General features: G+C 72.4%; 17 protein-coding genes. 12 read left to right on the top strand and 5 right to left on the bottom strand.

All coding sequences use genetic code 11. From position 1 onward, the window contains the following. The first annotated feature begins 33 nt into the window (after positions 1 to 33). The 7 genes from AB0N27_RS23305 (at position 34) to AB0N27_RS23275 (ending at position 5,089) form a co-directional block, all read left to right on the top strand. Positions 34 to 807 carry a fumarylacetoacetate hydrolase family protein gene (locus AB0N27_RS23305; RefSeq protein ID WP_364373518.1) on the top strand — a complete coding sequence of 258 codons (774 nt, stop codon included), beginning with the start codon at positions 34 to 36 and terminating at the stop codon, positions 805 to 807. Further along, positions 804 to 1,226: a RidA family protein gene (locus tag AB0N27_RS23300; protein ID WP_364373515.1), complete on the top strand. Its 423-nt coding sequence runs from the start codon at positions 804 to 806 to the stop codon at positions 1,224 to 1,226. Before AB0N27_RS23305 ends, AB0N27_RS23300 begins: the two co-directional genes overlap by 4 nt. Continuing rightward, complete coding sequence (locus tag AB0N27_RS23295; RefSeq protein ID WP_364373512.1) at positions 1,223 to 1,747, top strand: 3-hydroxyanthranilate 3,4-dioxygenase; 525 nt, start codon at positions 1,223 to 1,225, stop codon at positions 1,745 to 1,747. The genes AB0N27_RS23300 and AB0N27_RS23295 overlap by 4 nt, the downstream gene beginning before the upstream one ends. Further along, positions 1,747 to 2,748 carry an amidohydrolase family protein gene (locus AB0N27_RS23290; protein ID WP_364373509.1) on the top strand — a complete coding sequence of 334 codons (1,002 nt, stop codon included), beginning with the start codon at positions 1,747 to 1,749 and terminating at the stop codon, positions 2,746 to 2,748. Before AB0N27_RS23295 ends, AB0N27_RS23290 begins: the two co-directional genes overlap by 1 nt. Before the next feature lie 114 nt (positions 2,749 to 2,862). Beyond that, entirely contained in the window at positions 2,863 to 4,326 is a 1,464-nt protein-coding gene (locus AB0N27_RS23285; protein ID WP_364373506.1) for an amidase, read from the top strand. 72 nt (positions 4,327 to 4,398) lie between these two features. After that, complete coding sequence (locus AB0N27_RS23280; protein ID WP_357990690.1) at positions 4,399 to 4,695, top strand: hypothetical protein; 297 nt, start codon at positions 4,399 to 4,401, stop codon at positions 4,693 to 4,695. Continuing rightward, on the top strand, positions 4,682 to 5,089 hold the full coding sequence (locus tag AB0N27_RS23275) for a DUF5130 family protein (protein WP_357990619.1): 408 nt from the start codon (positions 4,682 to 4,684) through the stop codon (positions 5,087 to 5,089). The genes AB0N27_RS23280 and AB0N27_RS23275 overlap by 14 nt, the downstream gene beginning before the upstream one ends. 64 nt (positions 5,090 to 5,153) lie before the next feature. On the opposite strand, the gene pepN is transcribed toward AB0N27_RS23275, so the two are convergent. Beyond that, positions 5,154 to 7,703 (bottom strand): aminopeptidase N, encoded by a 2,550-nt coding sequence (pepN, locus tag AB0N27_RS23270; protein ID WP_364373502.1) that lies wholly within the window; start codon positions 7,701 to 7,703, stop codon positions 5,154 to 5,156. Positions 7,704 to 7,924: 221 nt separating this feature from the next. Between pepN and AB0N27_RS23265 the strand changes: the two genes are divergently transcribed. From AB0N27_RS23265 to AB0N27_RS23250, 4 genes are all read left to right on the top strand, one after another. After that, on the top strand, positions 7,925 to 8,551 hold the full coding sequence (locus AB0N27_RS23265) for a disulfide bond formation protein DsbA (RefSeq protein ID WP_364373499.1): 627 nt from the start codon (positions 7,925 to 7,927) through the stop codon (positions 8,549 to 8,551). Positions 8,552 to 8,744: 193 nt separating this feature from the next. Next, positions 8,745 to 9,293 (top strand): hypothetical protein, encoded by a 549-nt coding sequence (locus tag AB0N27_RS23260; RefSeq protein ID WP_364373497.1) that lies wholly within the window; start codon positions 8,745 to 8,747, stop codon positions 9,291 to 9,293. Positions 9,294 to 9,383: 90 nt separating this feature from the next. Then, complete coding sequence (locus AB0N27_RS23255; protein ID WP_364373494.1) at positions 9,384 to 10,583, top strand: DUF1015 family protein; 1,200 nt, start codon at positions 9,384 to 9,386, stop codon at positions 10,581 to 10,583. An 88-nt stretch (positions 10,584 to 10,671) separates the two neighbouring features. Further along, positions 10,672 to 11,139 (top strand): ribose-5-phosphate isomerase, encoded by a 468-nt coding sequence (locus AB0N27_RS23250; protein WP_364373491.1) that lies wholly within the window; start codon positions 10,672 to 10,674, stop codon positions 11,137 to 11,139. Positions 11,140 to 11,150: 11 nt separating this feature from the next. Here the strand turns inward: AB0N27_RS23250 and AB0N27_RS23245 are convergent, their stop codons facing one another. After that, positions 11,151 to 11,495 (bottom strand): hypothetical protein, encoded by a 345-nt coding sequence (locus AB0N27_RS23245; protein WP_139586722.1) that lies wholly within the window; start codon positions 11,493 to 11,495, stop codon positions 11,151 to 11,153. Positions 11,496 to 11,608: 113 nt separating this feature from the next. Between AB0N27_RS23245 and AB0N27_RS23240 the strand changes: the two genes are divergently transcribed. Beyond that, positions 11,609 to 12,154 (top strand): hypothetical protein, encoded by a 546-nt coding sequence (locus AB0N27_RS23240; protein WP_364373487.1) that lies wholly within the window; start codon positions 11,609 to 11,611, stop codon positions 12,152 to 12,154. 138 nt (positions 12,155 to 12,292) lie between these two features. Here AB0N27_RS23240 and AB0N27_RS23235 read toward each other — a convergent pair whose 3' ends face one another. The 3 genes from AB0N27_RS23235 to eccCa form a co-directional block, all read right to left on the bottom strand. Further along, on the bottom strand, positions 12,293 to 12,559 hold the full coding sequence (locus AB0N27_RS23235; RefSeq protein WP_364373485.1) for a hypothetical protein: 267 nt from the start codon (positions 12,557 to 12,559) through the stop codon (positions 12,293 to 12,295). 120 nt (positions 12,560 to 12,679) lie between these two features. Further along, the gene (locus AB0N27_RS23230) at positions 12,680 to 14,827 is read right to left on the bottom strand and encodes a M14 family zinc carboxypeptidase (RefSeq protein WP_364373482.1); all 2,148 of its coding nucleotides are present in this window, start codon (positions 14,825 to 14,827) and stop codon (positions 12,680 to 12,682) included. 120 nt (positions 14,828 to 14,947) lie between these two features. Further along, entirely contained in the window at positions 14,948 to 18,973 is a 4,026-nt protein-coding gene (eccCa, locus tag AB0N27_RS23225) for a type VII secretion protein EccCa (protein WP_364373479.1), read from the bottom strand. Between the last annotated feature and the right edge of the window lie 43 nt (positions 18,974 to 19,016).

The following is a 19,016-nucleotide window of genomic DNA, read 5'->3' as shown; positions in this document are numbered from 1 at the left end:
AGCCCCGCAGTCGCGAACGGAAGGTGGCGCGGCATGATCGGACCGGACATCGCGGGGATCGCCGAGAAGCTGGGCGCGGCAGCCGACACGGCCACCGCGATCCCGCAGCTCGCCGCCGAGACCGGCCTCGACGTGGACGCCGCGTACGCCGTGCAGGCCGCCCTGATCCAGCGTCGGGTGACCGCGGGCGAGCGGGTGGTCGGGCTGAAGATGGGCCTCACCAGCAGGGCGAAGATGGCCCAGGTCGGCGTGGACGAGGTGATCTGGGGGCGGCTCACCAACGCGATGCGGGTGCCCGACGGGGGCGTTGTCGACCCGGCCGCGTACATCCATCCCCGGGTCGAGCCGGAGGTGGCGTTCCTGCTGGACCGGCTGCCCGAGCCGGGTGAGCCGGTGGGCGACTTCGCCACTGCGGTCCGCGCGGTCGCCCCGGCCATCGAGCTGATCGACTCCCGGTACGCGGACTTCCGCTTCTCGCTGCCGGACGTGATCGCCGACAACACCTCGGCCGCCGCGTTCGTGATCGGGCCGTGGTCGCCGGTGCCGACCGGTCTGGACAACCTGGGCGTGCTGCTGGAGGTCGACGGTCGGGTGGCACAGGTCGGCTCGACGGCGGCGATCCTCGGCGACCCGCGCCGGGCGCTCGACGAGGGCATCCGGCTGGCCGGTCGGCACGGGGTGCGGCTCGAATCCGGCTGGGTCTTCCTGGCCGGGGCCGCCACCGCCGCCGTTCCGCTGCGTCCCGGCGCGCATGTCCGTGCCGTCGTCGAGAGGCTCGGCACGGCCTCCCTGCGGGCGTCGGCGTGACCGCCCGCGTGGTGCCCGGCAAGGCCGTGCCTCGGGGGGCTTTTCCGCACGTCAAGGTCGCGGGTGGGTTCGTGTTCGTCTCCGGTACGTCGTCGCGGCGGCCGGACAACAGCTTCGCGGGTGTGTCGGTCGACGAGTTCGGCACCACGAACCTCGACATCCGGGCGCAGACGCGGGCCGTGATCGAGAACATCGGCGACCTGCTGCGCTCGGTCGGCGCGGACCTCACCGACCTCGTCCAGGTGACCTCGTACCTGGTCAACATGAACGACTTCGGTGGTTACAACGAGGTCTGGGCGGAGTTCTTCGACGCGTCCGGGCCCACCCGTACGACAGTCGCGGTGCACCAGCTGCCGCACCCGCACCTGCTCATCGAGATCCAGGCCGTGGCCCTTGTTCCCTCGGGAGGTCAGTCGTGAGTGAGATCGCCGAGCCGTTCAGCTTTCCGGGCTGGATCGCCGACAACCAGCACCTGCTCAAGCCGCCGGTCGGCAACAAGGAGATGTTCCCCGGCGGGGACGACTTCATCGTGATGGTGGTGGGCGGGCCCAACCAGCGCACCGACTTCCACGTCGACCCGTACGAGGAGTTCTTCTACCAGGTCAAGGGCAACATGCACATCAACCTGATGACCCCGGAGGGGCCGCGTACGGTGCACGTGCGCGAGGGTCAGATGTGGATGCTGCCGCGCAACACCCCGCACTCGCCGCAGCGCCCCGAGGCCGGCTCGATAGGCGTGGTCGTCGAGCGGGTCCGCGAGGAGGGCACCCTGGAGACCTTCCAGTGGTACTGCCCCGAGTGCGGGCACAAGGTGCACGAGGTGCAGTTGCAGGTCCGCGACATCGCCGCCGACCTGCCGCCGGTGTTCCAGGCGTTCTACGCCGACGAGGCGGCGCGCACCTGCGCCAACTGCGGCGCCCTGCACCCGGGCAAGGGCTGATGCCCGCAGGCCTGGTCGACGTGCACACGCACGTCGTACCCAGGGGGTGGCCGGACCTCGACGCCGCGTGCGGTGGGTCCGGCTGGCCCTGGTTGCGGGTGGACTCCGAGCGCGCCGCCATGATCATGGTGGGGGAGGTGGAGTTCCGCCCGGTCGGCACCGAGTGCTGGGACGCGTCCCGCCGCCTGGCCGACATGGACGCCGACGGCGTGGCCGTGCAGGTGGTCTCACCGACTCCTGTCTTCTTCAGCTACGACCGGCCGGCCGACCAGGCCGTGAAGGTCGCCCGGATCTTCAACGACCTGACCCTGGAGGTCACCGCCGCCGGCGGTGACCGGCTGGTGCCGTTCTGCCAGGTGCCGTTGCAGGATCCGGACGCCGCCTGCGCCGAACTGGACCGCAGCCTGGCCGCCGGGCACGTGGGCGTGGAGATCGGCAACCACGTCGGCGACCGGGACCTGGACGACGCCGGCGTGGTCACCTTCCTCACGCACTGCGCCGAGGTGGGGGCGCCGGTCTTCGTCCACCCCTGGGACATGCCGGGCGGCCCGCGACTGGACCGGTGGATGGCCCGTTGGCTCACCGGGATGCCCGCCGAGACGCACCTGTCGGTGCTGGCGATGATCCTCGGCGGCGTCTTCGACCGGGTGCCGGAGACGCTGCGGATCTGCTTCGCGCACGGCGGCGGCAGCTTCCCCTTCTGGCTGGGACGCGCCGACAACGCCTGGCACCGCCGTGGCGACCTGGTCCGGGGTGCGTCCGCCGCCCCGCCCAGCAGCTACGTCGACCGGTTCAGCGTCGACTCGGTGGTCTTCACGCCGCCGGCGCTGCGGCTGCTTGTCGACACCATGGGGGAGGACCGGGTGCTGGTGGGCAGCGACTACCCGTACCCGCTTGGCGAACGCCCGGCCGGCGCGGTGGTTCACGCGGCCGACTTCCTCACCGACGCCCAGCGCGACAAGCTCCTGACCACCAACGCCCTGCGCTTCCTGCACGGCTGAGCGTCTCCGCCACCAGATCGTGGACAGTACTGTCCACGACCTACGGGTCGAGCGGGCGGGAAGTCCGGCGTGTGTCGGACGCTTGGGGCCCGTCCCAGCGGGCAGGATGAGGGCATGGCCGAGCCGCACGACCTGACCGCGTTGGAGCAGGCCGCCGCGATCGCCCGCGGCGAGCTGACCAGCGCCGACCTGGTCGAGCACTCCCTGAACAGGGTGGCCGCGCTCGGCGACACCGTGGGCGCGTTCGTCACCGTCACACCGGACCTCGCCCGGGAGGCCGCCCGTGCGGCCGACGCCGTGCCGGTCGGGGAGCGCGGCCCACTGCACGGCGTGCCGACCGCGATCAAGGACCTGACGCTTACCGCCGGGGTCCGCACCACCTTCGGTTCGGCAGCCTTCGCCGACTTCGTGCCGCCGGTCGACGCCGACGTGGTCCGGTTCATCAAGGCCGCCGGTCTGGTCAGCCTCGGCAAGACCACCACCTCCGAGCTGGGCTGCTCGCTCTACTCGGAGGGCCGCGTCGCGCCGCCGGCCCGCAATCCGTGGCAACTGGCGTACACCGCCGGTGGTTCCAGCGGCGGCGCGGCGGCGGCGGTCGCGGCCGGCCTCGTCCCGGTCGCCCAGGGCTCCGACGGCGGCGGATCGTTGCGCATCCCGGCGTCGCTCTGCGGCCTCGTCGGCTACAAGCCCAGCCGTGGCCTCGTCTCCGGTGGGCCCGTCGGCTCCGGCGCGTTCGGCCTGCCGACCAGCGGCCCACTCGGACGGACCGTCGCCGACGTCGCCGCGCTGCTCGACGTCATGGCCGTGCCGGTGCCGGGCGAGCCCTACCTGCCGCCGCCCGCGCCGCCGGACGGCTTTCTGGCCGCCGCCCGTCGGGCCGCGCCCGGCCCACTGCGGATCGGCCGGTTCATCACCCCGATGCTCGCCGACGAGCCCGTCCACCCCGACTGCGTCGCCGCCGTGGACCGGGCCGCCGCGCTGCTCACCGCGGCGGGCCACGAGGTGGTCGAGGTGCCAGCGCCCCTCGGGCCCGAAGCGTGGCCACTGTTCGAGATCATCTGGTACGTGCTGGCGCTCTCCCCGCTGCCCGCGCAGCGGGAGGCGGAGCTGCTGCCGTTGACCCGGCTGCTACGCGCCAGGGGCGCCGACATCTCCGCCGGCACGCTCGCCGCCACCCTCGGCGAGTTGCAGGGTCAGGTCCGCCTCGGTGCCCGCCGCACCGCGGGCTGTGACCTGCTGCTCTGCCCCACCCTGGCCGTCCCGCAGGCGCCGGTGGGCTGGTTCACCGCCGACGGAGACCCGGCGGCCGACTTCGACAGGCAACGCCGGTTCTCGCCCTACTGCGCCATCTTCAACGTCACAGGCGATCCCTCCGTCTCCCTGCCGCTGGGCACCACCACCGACGGTCTGCCCGTCGGGGTGCTGCTCACCGGCCGGTACGGCGACGACGCGCGCCTCATCGCGACCGCTGCGCAACTGGAGAACTCCAGTGGCGGATGGGATCGGCACCCCGCAATCTGGCGGGCCGTCGACTCCGCTAACGTGAATGGAGACGGAGTCGACAGGTCGACGTCATGATCGTCCATCCGACCCGAGTGTTCGAGGTCCTTCTTCCGCCTGGGGGCGTTGGGATTGTCTGTTACCGAGACGTTGCTGATCTTCGTCGGCATCCCGGCAGCCGCGGTGCTGGTCATCGCCGGCCTGGCGTACGCGGGTAGCCGTGGTGGTGCCACCGGCGGTGGCGGTGGCGCGAAGCGCTACCGCCCGGGCCGACCCTTCGACTTCACGCCGGTGTGGTTCCTGGGCCGCCCGGAGCAGCTGGCCGACTCGGCCGGCACCGCGCTGACGGCGGGCGCGCAGGCACCCGCGCTGACCAGCAGCAAGCTTGAGCAGGCCAGCGTCGAGGCGCCGGCCGGGGGAACCGGAGGCGCAAGTGACCGTTGGTGAGAAGCAGGCCGGGTCGGAAAATCCGCCCGAGGTGCTCGACGGACCGTTCTCGACCCGTCAGCTGCTGCGCATCGACGAAGCCCTGCGACTGGCCGACCAGGGCACCGGCCTGGTGTTCTCGGTGTTCGTCGGCGGTCTCGACGAGCCGATCCGTGAGCACGCCCAGCGGCTGCACCGCCAGCTCGCCGACCCCGACAAGTCGGTGCTGATCGCGGTGTCGCCCAACCAGCGCCAGCTGGAGATCGTCACCGGTCGGCACGCCCGCAAGCGCATCCCCGACACGTACGCCAAGCTGGCCGCCCTCTCCATGGTCGGCGCGTTCAGCGGCGGTGACCTGGCAGGTGGCATCATCAACGGCCTCGACCAGCTCGCCAGCCACGCCGGCAAGGGCTGACCCAACCTCGTACGACGAAGCCCGGCCCGCGTTCAGCGGGCCGGGCTTCGGTCTGCCTGGCGGGTCAGCTCTGCTGGGCGTCCTTCGCGCGCGCCCGGAGCGCCCGCACCACACCGTCGCGGCCCTCGGCGACCATCCGGCGCAGCGGACCGGGGTGCCCGTCCTCGGCCAGGAACGCGTCGCTGGCCGCCACCGTGTCGTCCTCCACCAGGTACGTCGGGTACGCGAGCTGGGCGAACTCCTGCGCCGGCTCGCTGTCCCGGGTGGCCCACACCTGCGCGACAGTCGCGAAGTACCGCTCCCGGTACGGGGCGACCAGGTCCACCTGCGTCGGGTGCGCGAAGCCCTGCAACAGCGCCCGGTGCCGCCAGTTGGGCAGCGCGTCGGGGCCGGTCAGCAACTCCCACACGGCGGCCTTGTTCTCCGCGGTCGGCACCAACGCGTGCGCGTACGCGGCCTCCCGCTCGCCGCTTGCGGTACGGTCCCCAGCCAGTTCCGCCTCGATCTCGGCCGGCTCGGCGGCGCCGTTCGCCACCAGCGCGCTGAGTACCGTCCACCGCAGCTCCGTGTCCACGGTCAGACCCTCCGGCGCGCCGGAGCCGTCCAGCCAGCCGCGCAGCGTCGCCAGGTCGTCCTCGGAGCGGGCCGCCGAGGTGAACGCGCGCGCCCAGGCCAGCTGGAACCCGCTGCCCGGCTCGGCGGCGGCGAGCGCGTCACGGGCCGTACGGGCCAGGTCGGCCCAGCCGGTCGGCGCCCAGGCCGGGTCGGCATACACGGTGAGCGCCGTGGTCGCCTGTCGCAGCGTGGCGGTGACCAGGTTGATGTCGGTCTCCGCGGGCAGCCCGCTGAGCGTCAGCGCCACGTAGTCGCGGGCGGACAGCTCGGCGTCGCGGATCATGTCCCATGCGGCGGTCCAGCACAGCGCGCGGGCCAGCGACGACTCGAAACCACCGATGTGCTGCACCACGTTCGCCATCGACCGCTCGTCGAGGCGTAGCTTGGTGTAGGTCAGGTCGTCGTCGTTGAGCAGCAGCACGTCGGCGGCGCGGACGCCACGCAGCTCGGGCAGCTCGGTCCGCTCGCCTGTCACGTCCACCTCGTACCGCTCGCGGCGGACCAGCCGCCCGTCGGCCAGGTCGTACAGGCCCACACCGATCCGGTGCGTCCGCAGCGTCGGGTACCCGGACGGCGCCTCCTGGCGGACCGCCACCTGCTCGTACGTGCCGTCCGCGCCGATGCTCACCTCCGGGCGCAACGTGTTGACCTGCGCGGTCTCCAGCCACTGCGCGGCGAACTTGCGCAACTCCCGGCCGGAGGCCGTCTCCAGCTCGGTGAGCAGGTCGTCGAAGGTGGCGTTGCCCCAGGCGTACTTGCCGAAGTACGCCCGCAGGCCGGCGACGAACGGCTCCTCACCCACGTACGCCACGAGCTGCTTGAGCACGCTCGCGCCCTTGGCGTAGGTGATGCCGTCGAAGTTGACCTCGACGGCCTCCATGTCCGGCATCTCGGTGTAGACCGGGTGGGTGGAGGAGAGCTGGTCCTGCCGGTAGCCCCAGTTCTTGCGGATGGACAGGAACGTCGTCCACGCCTCGGTGAACCGGGTGGCGTGGGTGTTGCACCAGTGGCTGGCCCACTCGGCGAACGACTCGTTCAGCCACAGGTCGTTCCACCAGCGCATGGTGACCAGGTCACCGAACCACATGTGGGCCATCTCGTGCAGGATCGTGTTGGCCCGCTGCTCGTACTCGTAGTCGGTGACCTGCGAGCGGAACAGGTAGTGCGACTCGGCGTGGGTGACACAACCGAAGTTCTCCATCGCGCCGGCGTTGAAGTCGGGCACCCAGAGCTGGTCGTACTTGGGCAGCGGGTAGCGCACCCCGAACTTCTCGTGGAAGAAGTCGAAGCCCTGCCTGGTGATCAGGAACAGGTCGTCGGAGTCCAGGTAGGACGCCATCGACGCACGGCAGAACAACCCCAGGTCGATGCCGTCGTGGGTGTCACGCACCTCGTGGTACGGCCCGGCGCAGAGCGCCGTGATGTAGGTGCTCATCCGGGGCGACTCGGCGAAGTGCAGGGTCTTGAGCCCCTCACCGGCGGCGTCCTCGCCGCGCACCGGCATGTTGGACACCACCCGCCAGTGCGTCGGCACCGTCGCGTGCCAGGTGTAGACGCTCTTCAGGTCGGGCTGGTCGAAGCAGGCGAACACCCGCTGCGCGTCGGCCGTCTCGAACTGGCTGTAGAGGTACGTCTCGCCGTCCACCGGGTCCACAGTGCGGTGCAGCCCCTGCCCGCTTGTCGAGTAGACGAAGTCGGCGTCGACCACGAGCGTGTTGTCGCTCTGCAACCCGGTGAGGGTCAGGCCCTTCTCGGCCGACCAGTCGGAGAGGTCGACCGGGGTGCCGTTCAGGGTGGCCGAGCGGACCGACTCGGCGGCCAGCTCGATGAACGTGCTCGCGCCGGGCTCGGCACAGCGGAACCGGACCTCGGTCGTGGACCGGAAGGTGCGGCCGTCGGCCGCCAACACGGCGGTCGACAGGTCCAGACTGATGTCGTACCCGGTCACATCGAGCAGATGTGACCGCTCGGTGGCCTCGACCTGCGTCAGGTTGCGCACTCCCGGCACTGTTCGTCTCCATCCCACATTTCGCCGTACGCCCGGCGGCGCCCGTCTGCCGCCCGCTGGTGGCGGCGGTCCGGATCCGAGTCTTCCATGACGGTGCGTCCGGCGGTGGCCGAGGTCACGGTCCCATTCGGGTGCCGACCGGTGGGGCACGGGGCGAAGATTCCCCCAGACGCCGGATCGCCGGCGTAACCCCGCCGCGAAGGGATCTCACAGTGACCGATCGCGTCACCGCCGACATGTGGTTCGACCCGGCCTGCCCGTGGGCGTGGATCACGTCCCGTTGGCTGCTCGAGGTCGAGCGGGTTCGTCAGGTGGACATCCGTTTCCACGTGATGAGCCTGGCCGTGCTCAACGACGGCCGAGACGAACTGCCCGAGGATTACAAGGAGTTCCTGAAGACCGCCTGGGGGCCGGTGCGGGTCTGCATCGCCGCCGAGCAGCGGTACGGGAGCGACGTCCTGCGCCCGCTCTACACCGCGTTGGGCACCCGGATCCATCTCGGTAAGGAGGAGCGGGGACACGAGCTGTACGTGGCCGCGCTCACCGACGCCGGCCTGGACCCGGCGCTGGCCGAGGCCGCCGACAGCACCGAGTACGACGAGGCGCTGCGGGCCAGTCACGAGGCGGGCATGCGCCCGGTCGGGCAGGACGTGGGCACCCCCGTCGTGCACGCGCCCGGCCCGGACGGCAGCCCCGTGGCGTTCTTCGGCCCGGTGATCACGCCCGCTCCGAAGGGGGAGGCCGCCGGCCGGCTCTGGGACGGTGTCCTGCTGGTCGCCGGCACACCAGGCTTCTACGAGCTCAAGCGCACCCGCGAGCAGGGGCCGATCTTCGACTGATCCGCCTGTGACACGCGCCCCCGTCCGGACACCGTCGGCTGCCCGGGCGGGGGCGTGTCGCGGCGGACGCCTGGTGCGGCTGTGGGACCGGAGGCGGCCGCGGCGTCACCGGTGGGCGGGCGGCGTCGTTTCCCTCGGTGTCCGCCGCAGCGACCCGCAGGGCCGCACCCCGCAGCTCGTGGAGGCTTTCCCAATGGCCAAGCACCGTGCGTCCGGTGACGATCAGTTGACCCGGCAGGGGGTGATCGAGACTCCCGGCGCGGCCTACTGGTCGGTCGACGACTCCCGCTGGCCGGCGGTCCGTCCCGACCTACCCGCCGACGTGGTGGATCTGCTCGCGCCGCCCATCGTGGTCGGCGTGGCCCGGGTTCCGGTGACCTCCCGCCTGACCCCGCCCGCCGACGACGCGTCGGCCGACGTGGCGGCGTCGCTCACGGCTCCCACGCCGCCCATGGCGCCGGTCCTCGCATCCGTACCGCCGGCTCCGGTCCTGTCGTCGGCGGCCGCGCCGGCCGAACCCGCGCCGCCGCCACCCGCGCCGACGCCCCCGCGGCCGGTGCCGACGCCGCCGCTGAACCCCCGGCCCGTGCCCGCGCCGCCCCCGGAGCGTCCCGTGCCGGGGCCGCCCGCGTCACCCCGCCGCAACGCGGGCACCGGGCCGGCCGCGACCGGCCGCAGGGGTAACGGCGGGCCCGCCGTGGCGGGCCGGCACCGCCGGGGCACCTCGGGCCGCGCTGGCTGACCACCGCGCCGCCCTCGCGGGGCTTTCATCTGGTGGACGCTGCGCGGGTCCCCGTCGGCTCCGACGCGGTCGCCGGTAGCGTCAGCGGGCATGACGGTCGTGCACCCGATCAACCGGGCCTGGATCACCACTGGCGGCACTGGCGCGCAGAACTACGACGAGTTCGCCGACGACGCGGAGATCACCGCAATCATCGAGGCGAACCCGCACAGTGCCCTCGGCATCGAGATGCCGCACCGGGCGCCGGAGAGCGCGGGGAAGTCCTTCCTCGACGCCCTGCCGGACGCGGTGGCCCGCCTCACCGAGGCCAAGGCGGACGGCAGCTACACCCCCGCCGAGCAGGTGGTGGTGCTCTACCGGATCAGCGCCCCGGGCGAGTCCCCGGCGTACGGGCTGTTCGCGATGGTGGACACCGACCAGATCTCCACCCGGGCCGACGAGCCGGGCCTGGTCATCCGCAACGAGGACGTGTTCATCGCCAAGGTGCGCGAGCGGGTGGCGCTCGCCGAGGCGCTCGGTCACCTGCTCTCACCCGTACTCCTGCTCCAGACCGGGTGCGGTGACGAGCTGCACGCCGCGCTCGCGGCGGCGACCGACGCGGGCGGTGCGCCCGCCGCGACGGACACCGACCAGGCGGGGCGCACGCACGCCATCTGGCTGCTCGGCCCCGGCCCGGAACAGGCCGCGCTCACCGCCCTGGCGGGCGGCGGTGAGCTGGTCGTCGCCGACGGCAACCACCGCAGCCTGGCCGCCCAGACCGGCGGGCTGCCGCGCTTTCTGGCAGTGGTGACCACCCCGGCGTCAGTGGCCATCCAGCCGTACAACAGGCTGGTCAGCGAGCTGACCACCACGCCTGCCGAGCTGCTGGACCGGTTGCGGGCGGCGGGCGCGCAGGTCGAGCCGATCGACGGGCCGGTCGAGGTCCCGACCGCCGGCGGCGTCGTCCACCTCCGGCTGGCCGACCAGGGGTACGCGGTGCGTCTGCCGGCGGGCGCCGCCGGCCGCCTGGAGAACCTGGACCACGCCCTGGTCGAGCGGCTGCTGCTGCGGGACGCGCTGGGCCTGGACCCGGGCGACAAGCGGATCACCTACGTGGGTGGGGACTACCCGGCGAGCTGGCTCACCGGCGAGGTCGACGCGGGTCGGGCCGAGCTGGCCATCCTAATCGCCCCGGTGACCGTCGACGACTTCGTCGCGGTGAACCTGGCCCGGGAGAAGATGCCCCGTAAGAGCACCTGGTTCACCCCGAAGGCGCGCGGTGGCCTGGTGGTCGCCGAGCTGCCCCGCTGACGACCCGCCCACCCGGCCGTGTGACGAACCCGGCTCTCCGACGCCGCCCCCGCGACGTCGGAGAGCGCGGCCTGAGAGACTGCGCGGTATGCGCGTCTACCTGGGATCCGACCACGCCGGTTTCGAGTTGAAGGTGCACCTGGCCAACCACCTGGCCAAGCAGGGGTACGACGTCGTCGACGTCGGTCCGCACGCCTTCGACCCGGACGACGACTACCCGACGTTCTGCCTGCACACGGGTGACCGGGTGGTGGCCGACGAGACCTCCCTGGGGGTGGTCATCGGTGGCTCCGGCAACGGTGAGCAGATCGCCGCGAACAAGGTCGCCGGGGTCCGTGCCGCGCTCGCCTGGAGCGTCGAGACCGCCCAGTTGGCCCGGCAGCACAACGACGCGAACGTGGTGGCGGTAGGCGCCCGTCAGCACACCCTGGACGAGGCCACAGGCATCGTCGAGGCGTTCCTGAACACGCCGTTCTCCGGCAACGACAGGCACGCCCGGCGGATCACCCAGGTGGCCGAGTACGAGCGGACCCGGCAGCTGCCCGACCTGCCCTGACACCGGGCGGGTCAGCGCGGCGAGCGGGGCAGGTCCTCGCGGGGCACCCAGTTGCGCCGGACGACCACCACTCGCGCCTCGGCCTCGGCCAGGTCGTCGTCGGTGGGGCGGGCCGCGTCACGCGCCCGTAGTGCCGCGCTTAACCCCACCTGGGACGAGCCGGAGCCGACCAGCCCGCGCAGCCCTCGTTCGCCGTCGCGGTCGTCACCGCCCTGGCCTCGACGCCGCGGCGGTGGCGGCTCGTCACCGTCGTGCACCCCGGCTGTGCTGGCGGTCGAGCCGTCGGCGCCCCGTCCACCCGGGTCGGGGTCGGAATGGTGGCGCAGGCGTCGCCGTCGCCGGTCCGGGTCACCCATCAGCCGACCGTACCCTGCCGGCCCCGGCTCGGACGGGGTCGGCGGGAGGGTTTGTCGGGTGGCTACCCTCGAATTCAGGCGGTGGTGGTGCCGTCGGTCAGGGGGAGGACGAGATGGCAGACCAGACGCAGCCGTGGGCGGAGCGGACCGTGGAGGTGCCACCGCAGGCCGGCGTCGGGGTCCCACCGCAGCGCGACGGTTTCCGGCGTGGGGTGGCCCCGGTGGGTCAGCCCCGCACGCCGCGCACCGAACCGTTCCCGGTGGTCGGGCAGGAGCCGACCGGCACGGGCTGGCCGGGCGAACCGGCGCCGCGCCGCCCGTTGAGCTGGCACCTGGCGCAGCTGCGTCGGGGCGGTGAGTGGAGTACGGCGGCCGGCCTGTTCGCGTTCGTGTGCTGGGGGATCTGGGCGCTCTCCGGTGGAGGTGACCTGTCCGGGCCGCTGCTGGTGCTCGTGTTGAGCCTGCTGGTGGCGGTCGGCCTGTTCGCGCTGTCGCGGCTCGTCGGCCGGGTGGTGCTGGAGCGTCAGCTGGGGCGGGTGCGGCGCAGCGCCCGAGGCGCGCACCTGGCGACCGCGATCTTCCTCGTTGGTCTCGGGGTGGCCTGGTTGCAGCAGACCGAGTGGGTCGTCTCGGCCTGGAACTGGATCTCCTCGAACTGATCACGAGGCGCGCACGGGCGGGTCGGCCCGAGGCCGCCCGCCCGTGCACCCGGTCGTCTCCCCACCAGGCAGGGGTGCTGTTTACCCGTCCGGCCACGGTTCATCCGTGGCCGGACGGTTCGTGTGCGTTGCGGAGCGTCAGTGGCTGCCGCCGTGCCCCTCGGCGTCGGCCCTGGGGGAGGCGACCCGGGCGGCCGGGTCCTCGACGCCGGGCTCGCCGCCGTCCGGGGCGACCATCCCGTCGTAGTTGTAGAGCGGGCCACCGTCGTCGTGCTGCTTGGTGGTCCTGATGTAGCGGTGCATCATGCCGTCGATCTCCACCTCGACGAGGGCGTCGCCGCCGACGTCGAGGGTGCTGCCGTCACGAGGTCCGCCGATGAGGTGTGCCGTTGTCGTCGTGTCCATGCCGTAGCCCTACCCCGGCGCCCGCAATCGGAAACGGGCCAAATACGGCCATAGCCTCCGGTCGTCGTCGGCCCGGGGGTGGTGCCGCGCCCGTGGCTCCGGGCGCGGCACCGTCGCGCGTCAGCCGGCGGCGGGTTCGGCCGCGGCGTAGTCGCGGGCCACCCGGACCAGCTCGACGAGACCCCCCGCGTACTCCTGGGACTCGGCGTGCGCCTCGTCGAAGGGCGGCTGGAAGCCGACGCCCTCCCACTGGCCGGTCTCCGCGTTCCAGCGGTCGTTGCCGACCTCGAAGTCCCAGGCGAAGATGCCCAGCTCGTAGTAGAGCTGGTCGGCGGAATTGCCGGCGGCGGAGTAGAGCACGTCGGCGACCGGGCCGGTCTGCGACGGCCAGGTCACGGTGCCGCGCTCCTGGGCGATGGCGCCGACGATCCGCCGGGCGCTGTTCAGGAACAGCGTCGACTCGTCGATCGACGGCCGGGGCAGGGTGACCCGCCCGTCGGCCCGGTACGCCCCGGGCGGCCACATGAAGTACCCGCCGTAGGAGTGCACGTTCATCGCGAACTTGATGTTCGGGTGGGCCTTCGCGAGCGCGACCACGTTGCGGCTCTCCGCCTCGGACAACTCCGAGGTGCCCGCGTACGTGCCGGACAGGCAGTTCGCGCTGGCGCCCACATAACCGTCGAAGTAGGACCCGACCGTGTAGTTGCGGTTGACGTCGACACCCCACGAGTTGCGGTTCTTCGGGTCGCGGGCCGCCCCGGTGCAGTGGTTGACCAGGTTCTTGCGCTGCATGTTGAAGTCGTTGAACGAGTAGTTCGCCCCGTCCGGGTTGACCGTCGGGATGACGAACACGTCGACCTGTTCCAGCAGCGCCCGGGTGGCCGGGTCGGTACGGGCGTTGGCCAGCATCCGCTCGGCGAACTCCAGCGTCACCAGCGGCGTGGCCCACTCCCGGGCGTGTTCCTGGGAGTACGCGAGCACACCGACGCGGGAGCCGTCCCGGTGTACGCCGAGGCGCAGCGCCTGCACCGTCCACGGCTTCGCCGGCACCTCGGTGCCCTGCAGGCCGTCGTCGAGCCGGGCCGGGCCGGCGACCGGCATCGGCAGACCCGTCGAGCCGTCCTCGACTGTGGCCCGGAACCGGTTCGGGTGCCGTGCGGTGATCGCCGCCGCGACCTCGTCGGTGGTGCTCACCGTCTTGCCGGCGGTGTCGGTGGCCAGTGAGACGGTGAGGACGCGATCGCGGTAGGTGACGGTGAGCGGCCGGTTCCGGCGGCCCGGGTCGACCGTCCGCACCTGCACGCCGTTCATGCCCTGGTCGCCGAAGCGCACCGACTCGACCACCACGGCGGCGACCGCCGGGTCACCCAGGTACGCCACGGCGTTACGCCGGTACCCCTGGGTCTTGTTCGGCAGGTCGATCACGTCGACCAGGTCCCGGTACTGGCGGGCCAACCGCTTGATCCGCGCCTGCACGTCCACAGGCGTCAGGTACGCGTCGATGAAGTCCCTCTGGTAGCCGGCCGGCAGCGGAGGCGGGGTGGCGTTCGGCCAGAGCGACGGCGTGACGACCCGGCTGACCCCGCCGAGGCTGGACGTGGCGGTCAGCTGGACCGGCCGGCTCGGCACCGGCTGGGGAAGGTTGTAGTGGTACTGGTATTCGCCGGAGTCCTCGAAGCGGTACAGCGGGAACGAGCCGGTGGCCCCGTCGGCGGTCCGCCAGCTGACGGTGATCTCGACGTCCGGGTCGTCGGTGGCGGTGGTCGCGACCTGTGCCTGCAGGAACGTCTGCCCGGAGGCGGTCCACCAGTACGCCTGCTGCACCTGGAGCGTGTCCACCGCCGCGGCGGTGGTCGTCCGCTGGTCGGCGGCCGGTGCCCGCAGCCCGGCCCTGGTCCTTGTCTGCGCGGCGCGGACGCTGTCGGCGAAGTGCCGGCTGCCGTCCCCGGCGCGCTGCACGATCTGCACCGCCGTGGCGCCCTGCGCGGTCAGGTCGGCGAGTTGGGCGCCGGTCAGCACCAGGTCGGCGAGGATCCGGCTGTCCCGTGTCCGGGGCCGGTTGGCGAGGTCGGCGCCGGTGGCGACGAGCCGGTCGAGCTGGGCCTGGTCGCGCAGTTGCACCCGGACCAGGGCGGTCTCGGTGGCGGTCAGGGTGATCGGGCTGGCCGGGGCGGCGGGTGCCGCCGATCCGGAGCCGGGATGGGACAGCACCGCGCTGATCAGGATCGCTGTGGTAGCGGCAGCTGTCCACCGTCGTCGGACGATCATGTGCCCTCCTGTGACGGACGTCGATGTGGCTTGGTCCTTACACCAGTCCATTGATCGGCATCTGTCAAGGAGTGTCGTTGGCGCGCGCTGGGCCGCCCTCGGGCAGTGGCGCGCGGCGGTCTACTCCACGTACGCCAGTTGGACGAGGGTGGTACGACGGCCGCGCCGCACCAGCCGTCCCCGCCCGGGCGGCTGGACGGAGAGGTGTGCCTGGGGCCAGAGCTGGCCCTCCTGCCGCTCGCCGGAGAGCAGCAGGCCGGCGCAGCCGACCTCCTTCATCCGCTGCGGCACCGGCTCGTGCACGGCCCGCCCCGCGCCTCCGCTGCGCCGTGCAAGCACCAGGTGGAAGCCGAGGTCCTTGGACTGCGGCAGGAACTCCAGGAACGGCGCCAACGGCCCGGCGCCGCCACCGGGCAGTAGGTCGTAGTCGTCGCACAGCACCACGATCTCCGGCCCCTTCCACCACGAGCGGTTCCGGAGCTGGTCGACGGTCAGGGTGTCCGGAGGAAGCCGTTTGCGCACCTCGCTGGCGACACCCTGCACGAGACCCGCGGCGGCGGTGGCGGTGCCGGCGTACGCGCCGAGATAGGCGTCGGGCACCGCGTCCAGCATGGTGCGCCGCAGGTCGATGACGGCGAAGACCACCTGGTCGTCGGTGAACTGCGCGGTCAGGTCCCGGACCAGCAGGCGAAGCAGGGACGTCTTGCCGCTGGCCGAGTCGCCGAAGACCAGCAGGTGCGGATCGGTGCCGAACAGGTCGAGCAGGGTGGGCCGCAGCTCCGCCTCGTCGAGCCCGAGCCGGACCCGCCCGTCGGCGGGGAGCCCGCCGGACACCTCGGCGTACCCGATCATCGTCGGCAGCATCCGGATGGCCGGGGCCGACGGCCCCGTCCAGGCCGTCGCCACCCGGGACACCAGATCGTCAAGCCCCTTCGGCAGGGTGCCCACGTCGTCGCTGCCGTCGATCCGGGGCAGCGCGATGTGCGCGGTCAGGGCGTCCTGGGTCAGGCAGCGGCCCGGGGTGTCGGCGCGCAGGTTCTCGGCGGCCTGCCGCTTGATCGTCGAGTCCAGCGGGTCGTTCAACCGGAACTCGATCTTCGAGCCGATCACCGCCTGGAGCTGCATCCGCAGGTCCGACCACCGACCGGCGGTCAATACCAGGTGTACGGCGTAGCCGAGCCCACGGGCGCCGATGTCCTGTACGAGGTCGGCGAGATCCTCGAACTCCGCCTTGAGTACCGGATAGTTGTCGATCACCAGCACCACGTCGGCGGCGGGCAACTCGGGCAGCCGCCCCTCGCGGTGCATCCGCCGCATCGTGTCGATGGAGTCGATGCCGTGGGCGGCGAACAGCTCCTCCCGTTCGGTCATCACCATGCTGACCTCGGTCACCGTGCGGCGGATCCGGTCCGGGTCCAGACGGCCGGCCACCCCGCCGACGTGGGGGAGCCCGGCCAGCGCGTTCAGCGCCCCGCCGCCGACGTCGACGCAGTAGAACGCGATGTCCTGCGGCGTGTGGGTCAGCGCGGCACCGGCCACCAGGCTGCGCAGCAGCGTCGACTTGCCTGTCTGCGGCGCGCCCAGGACGCAGACGTGCCCCCCGCCACCGGAGATGTCCAGCACGAACGGCTCCTGCTTCTGCTCGGTGGGCCGGTCGAGCAGGCCGAGCGGAATCCGCAGTTGTCCGCGTCGCTCCATCGGGGCCACCAGGCCGTACGCCGGATCGGTCTCCAACGGGCCGACGACGGCGTCCAGTGGCAGTGCGGCAGGCAGCGGCGGCAGCCAGATCCGGTGCGCCTGCCGCCCGTGGTCGCGCAGCCGGTTTACCACCACGTCCAGGGTGCTCGGCGCCGTGACGCTCTCGTCCGCCCCCGCCGCCGATTCGTCGCCCGTCAACAGCTTCGGCGGGTGCCGGGCCACGTTGTACATCAGGAACATCATCGGGTCGGGTGGGGCGTCCACCACCTCCTCGCCGGCCGGCGGCCGGTACGGGCCGGACACGTACGCCGCCTTGAACCGGTCGAAGACCGTGGTGTCGACCTTCAGGTACCCCGAACCGGGCAGTGGCGGCAGCCGGTACGCGTCGGGCACCCCCAGCACGGTGCGGCTCTCCTGCTCGTTGAAGGTGCGCAACCCTAGCCGGTACGACAGGAACGACTCCAGCCCGCGCAGCCGACCCTCCTCCAGCCGCTGCGAGGCGAGCATCTGGTGGATTCCGATCGACCTGCCGATCCGGCCGATCGCGATGAACAGCTCGATGAAGTCCGGTTTGGCGGTCAGCAGCTCGCTGAACTCGTCGATGATCACCATCAGGTTGGGCAGTGGAGGCAGCGGCCGACCCGCGTCGCGCCGCCTGTTGTACTCGGTGATGTTGGGCAGTTGGCCGGCGTCGAGCAGGATCTGCTGGCGGCGCTTCATCTCCCCCTGGATCGCGTCGTGCAGGCGGTCCACCAGCCCGGCGTCGTCCGACAGGTTCGAGATCATCGCCGAGGTGTGCGGCAGGTGTTCCAGCCCGGCGAAGGTGGCGCCGCCCTTGTAGTCGACCAGCACCAGGCTCAGCCGTTCGGGCGGGTGGGTCATCGCGAGGGTGAGCACCAGTGTCCGCAGGACCTCGGACTTGCCGGAGCCGGTCGCGCCGACGCAGAGCCCGTGTGGGCCCATGCCGCCCAGCGCGGCCTCCTTGAAGTCCAGGTGCACGGGGTTGCCGTCCGGGCCCACCCCGAACGGCACGGTGAGGAAGTCCGGCAGCATCCGGGGCGCCCACAGCGAGCGCACGTCGTAACTCGCCTCGTCGACGATGCCGAGCAGGCCACGCAGATCGACTGTCGCCTCCAGCGGGGCGTCGTCCACCAGGTCGGCCACCAGCCGCAGCGGCGAGACCCGCCGGGCCAGCAGCTCCATCTCCGCCAGGTCGAGCCGGTCGACCGTGCCGGTGGGCGCGCCGCGCAGCCGCTCGCGCTGGGCCTGGATCGCCGGCGCCCGACTGTCGGTGACCTTCCGCAGGTCCTGCACTGTGACCCGGTCGTCCTCGCAGAGCACCCGTACGTCCACGTGGGACGGTTCGTGCTGCCGGTCGTCGACGAGCACCACCACCGCCATGCCCAGGTCTTCGGGGGCGATACCGGCTTCGAGGCGGCCGAGCGGGTCGGCACGCCCGGCCGAGATCTGGTCGACCACGACGACCAGCCGGCCGCCCCGGAACCGGTGCTGCGGGTCGCCCAGTCGCCGGGCCCGGCTGACCTCACCGACGCGCCGGGACAGCTCCGCGGTCAGCAGCGACGCCAGCGCCATCGGCTCGGAAGCCACGAGCCGCTGCGGGGCCGGACCGTCGTACTCACTCGGGTGCAGGCAGTGCGGGAGCCACTTCAGCCAGTCGAACTCCAGCCCGGCGGTGCCGCCGAGGAGCCAGGCGAGGCGTACGTCGTCCGGGGCGTGCAGGGTGGCGAGCTGCGCCACCAGTACCCGGATCAGGTTGCGGGTGGCGGCCGGGCTGCCGACCACCGAGACAACGCCGGTGACCGGCACCGCGATCGGCATGCCGTCGAGCAGCCGGTCCCGGTCGACCACCAGGCGTGCGGCGGCCAGGGTCACCGGGTCCAGATCGACGAGCGGGTTGTTCTCGTCCGCCTGGAGGGTGACCCGGCGCCAGAGGCGGTCCTGCCCGTGCCCGACCCGCAGCACCAGGAAGTCCGGGTCGGTCAGCCGCCGCTCCCAGCGCCGGTGCGGGTCACGGAGAAGGTCCGGGAGCACCTCCGGGGCGGGGTGCCGGTGCCGGGCCGCGGCCCGCTGGGTGACCGCGTCCGCCCGGATCTGGTCGCGTACCCGGTCGATGTACTCCAGATAGCGCTGCCGTTGCCGACCGAAGCGTCGAGCCGCACCCGTGCGCTGGGTGACGTACGCGGCGATCCCTCCGAACACCGTGGCGATGAGCATGCCGAACCCGGCGATCATCATGATCGGGTTCTGGTTGGCCATCATCATGAGCAACATGCCGGCACCGCCCATGATCGGGAGGAAGACCTGCATGACGCCCGCGAACCCGCCTCCACCGTCGGGCATCGCCGGTGGTGAGACCACGTCCAGCGCGGTCAACTCCGGCTCCGCTGGCGGAACCCGGGCCGGTCGGTGGATCACCCGCTGCGTCATCGCGACCCCTTCCGGGCCGGACCGGTCGGTGCCCCGGCCGGGT

Origin of the sequence: Micromonospora sp. NPDC093244 (assembly GCF_040683695.1) — a bacterium.
In the GTDB taxonomy this organism is placed as follows: Bacteria; Actinomycetota; Actinomycetes; order Mycobacteriales; family Micromonosporaceae; genus Micromonospora.
This window is presented reverse-complemented; position numbering and strand designations above follow the sequence as displayed.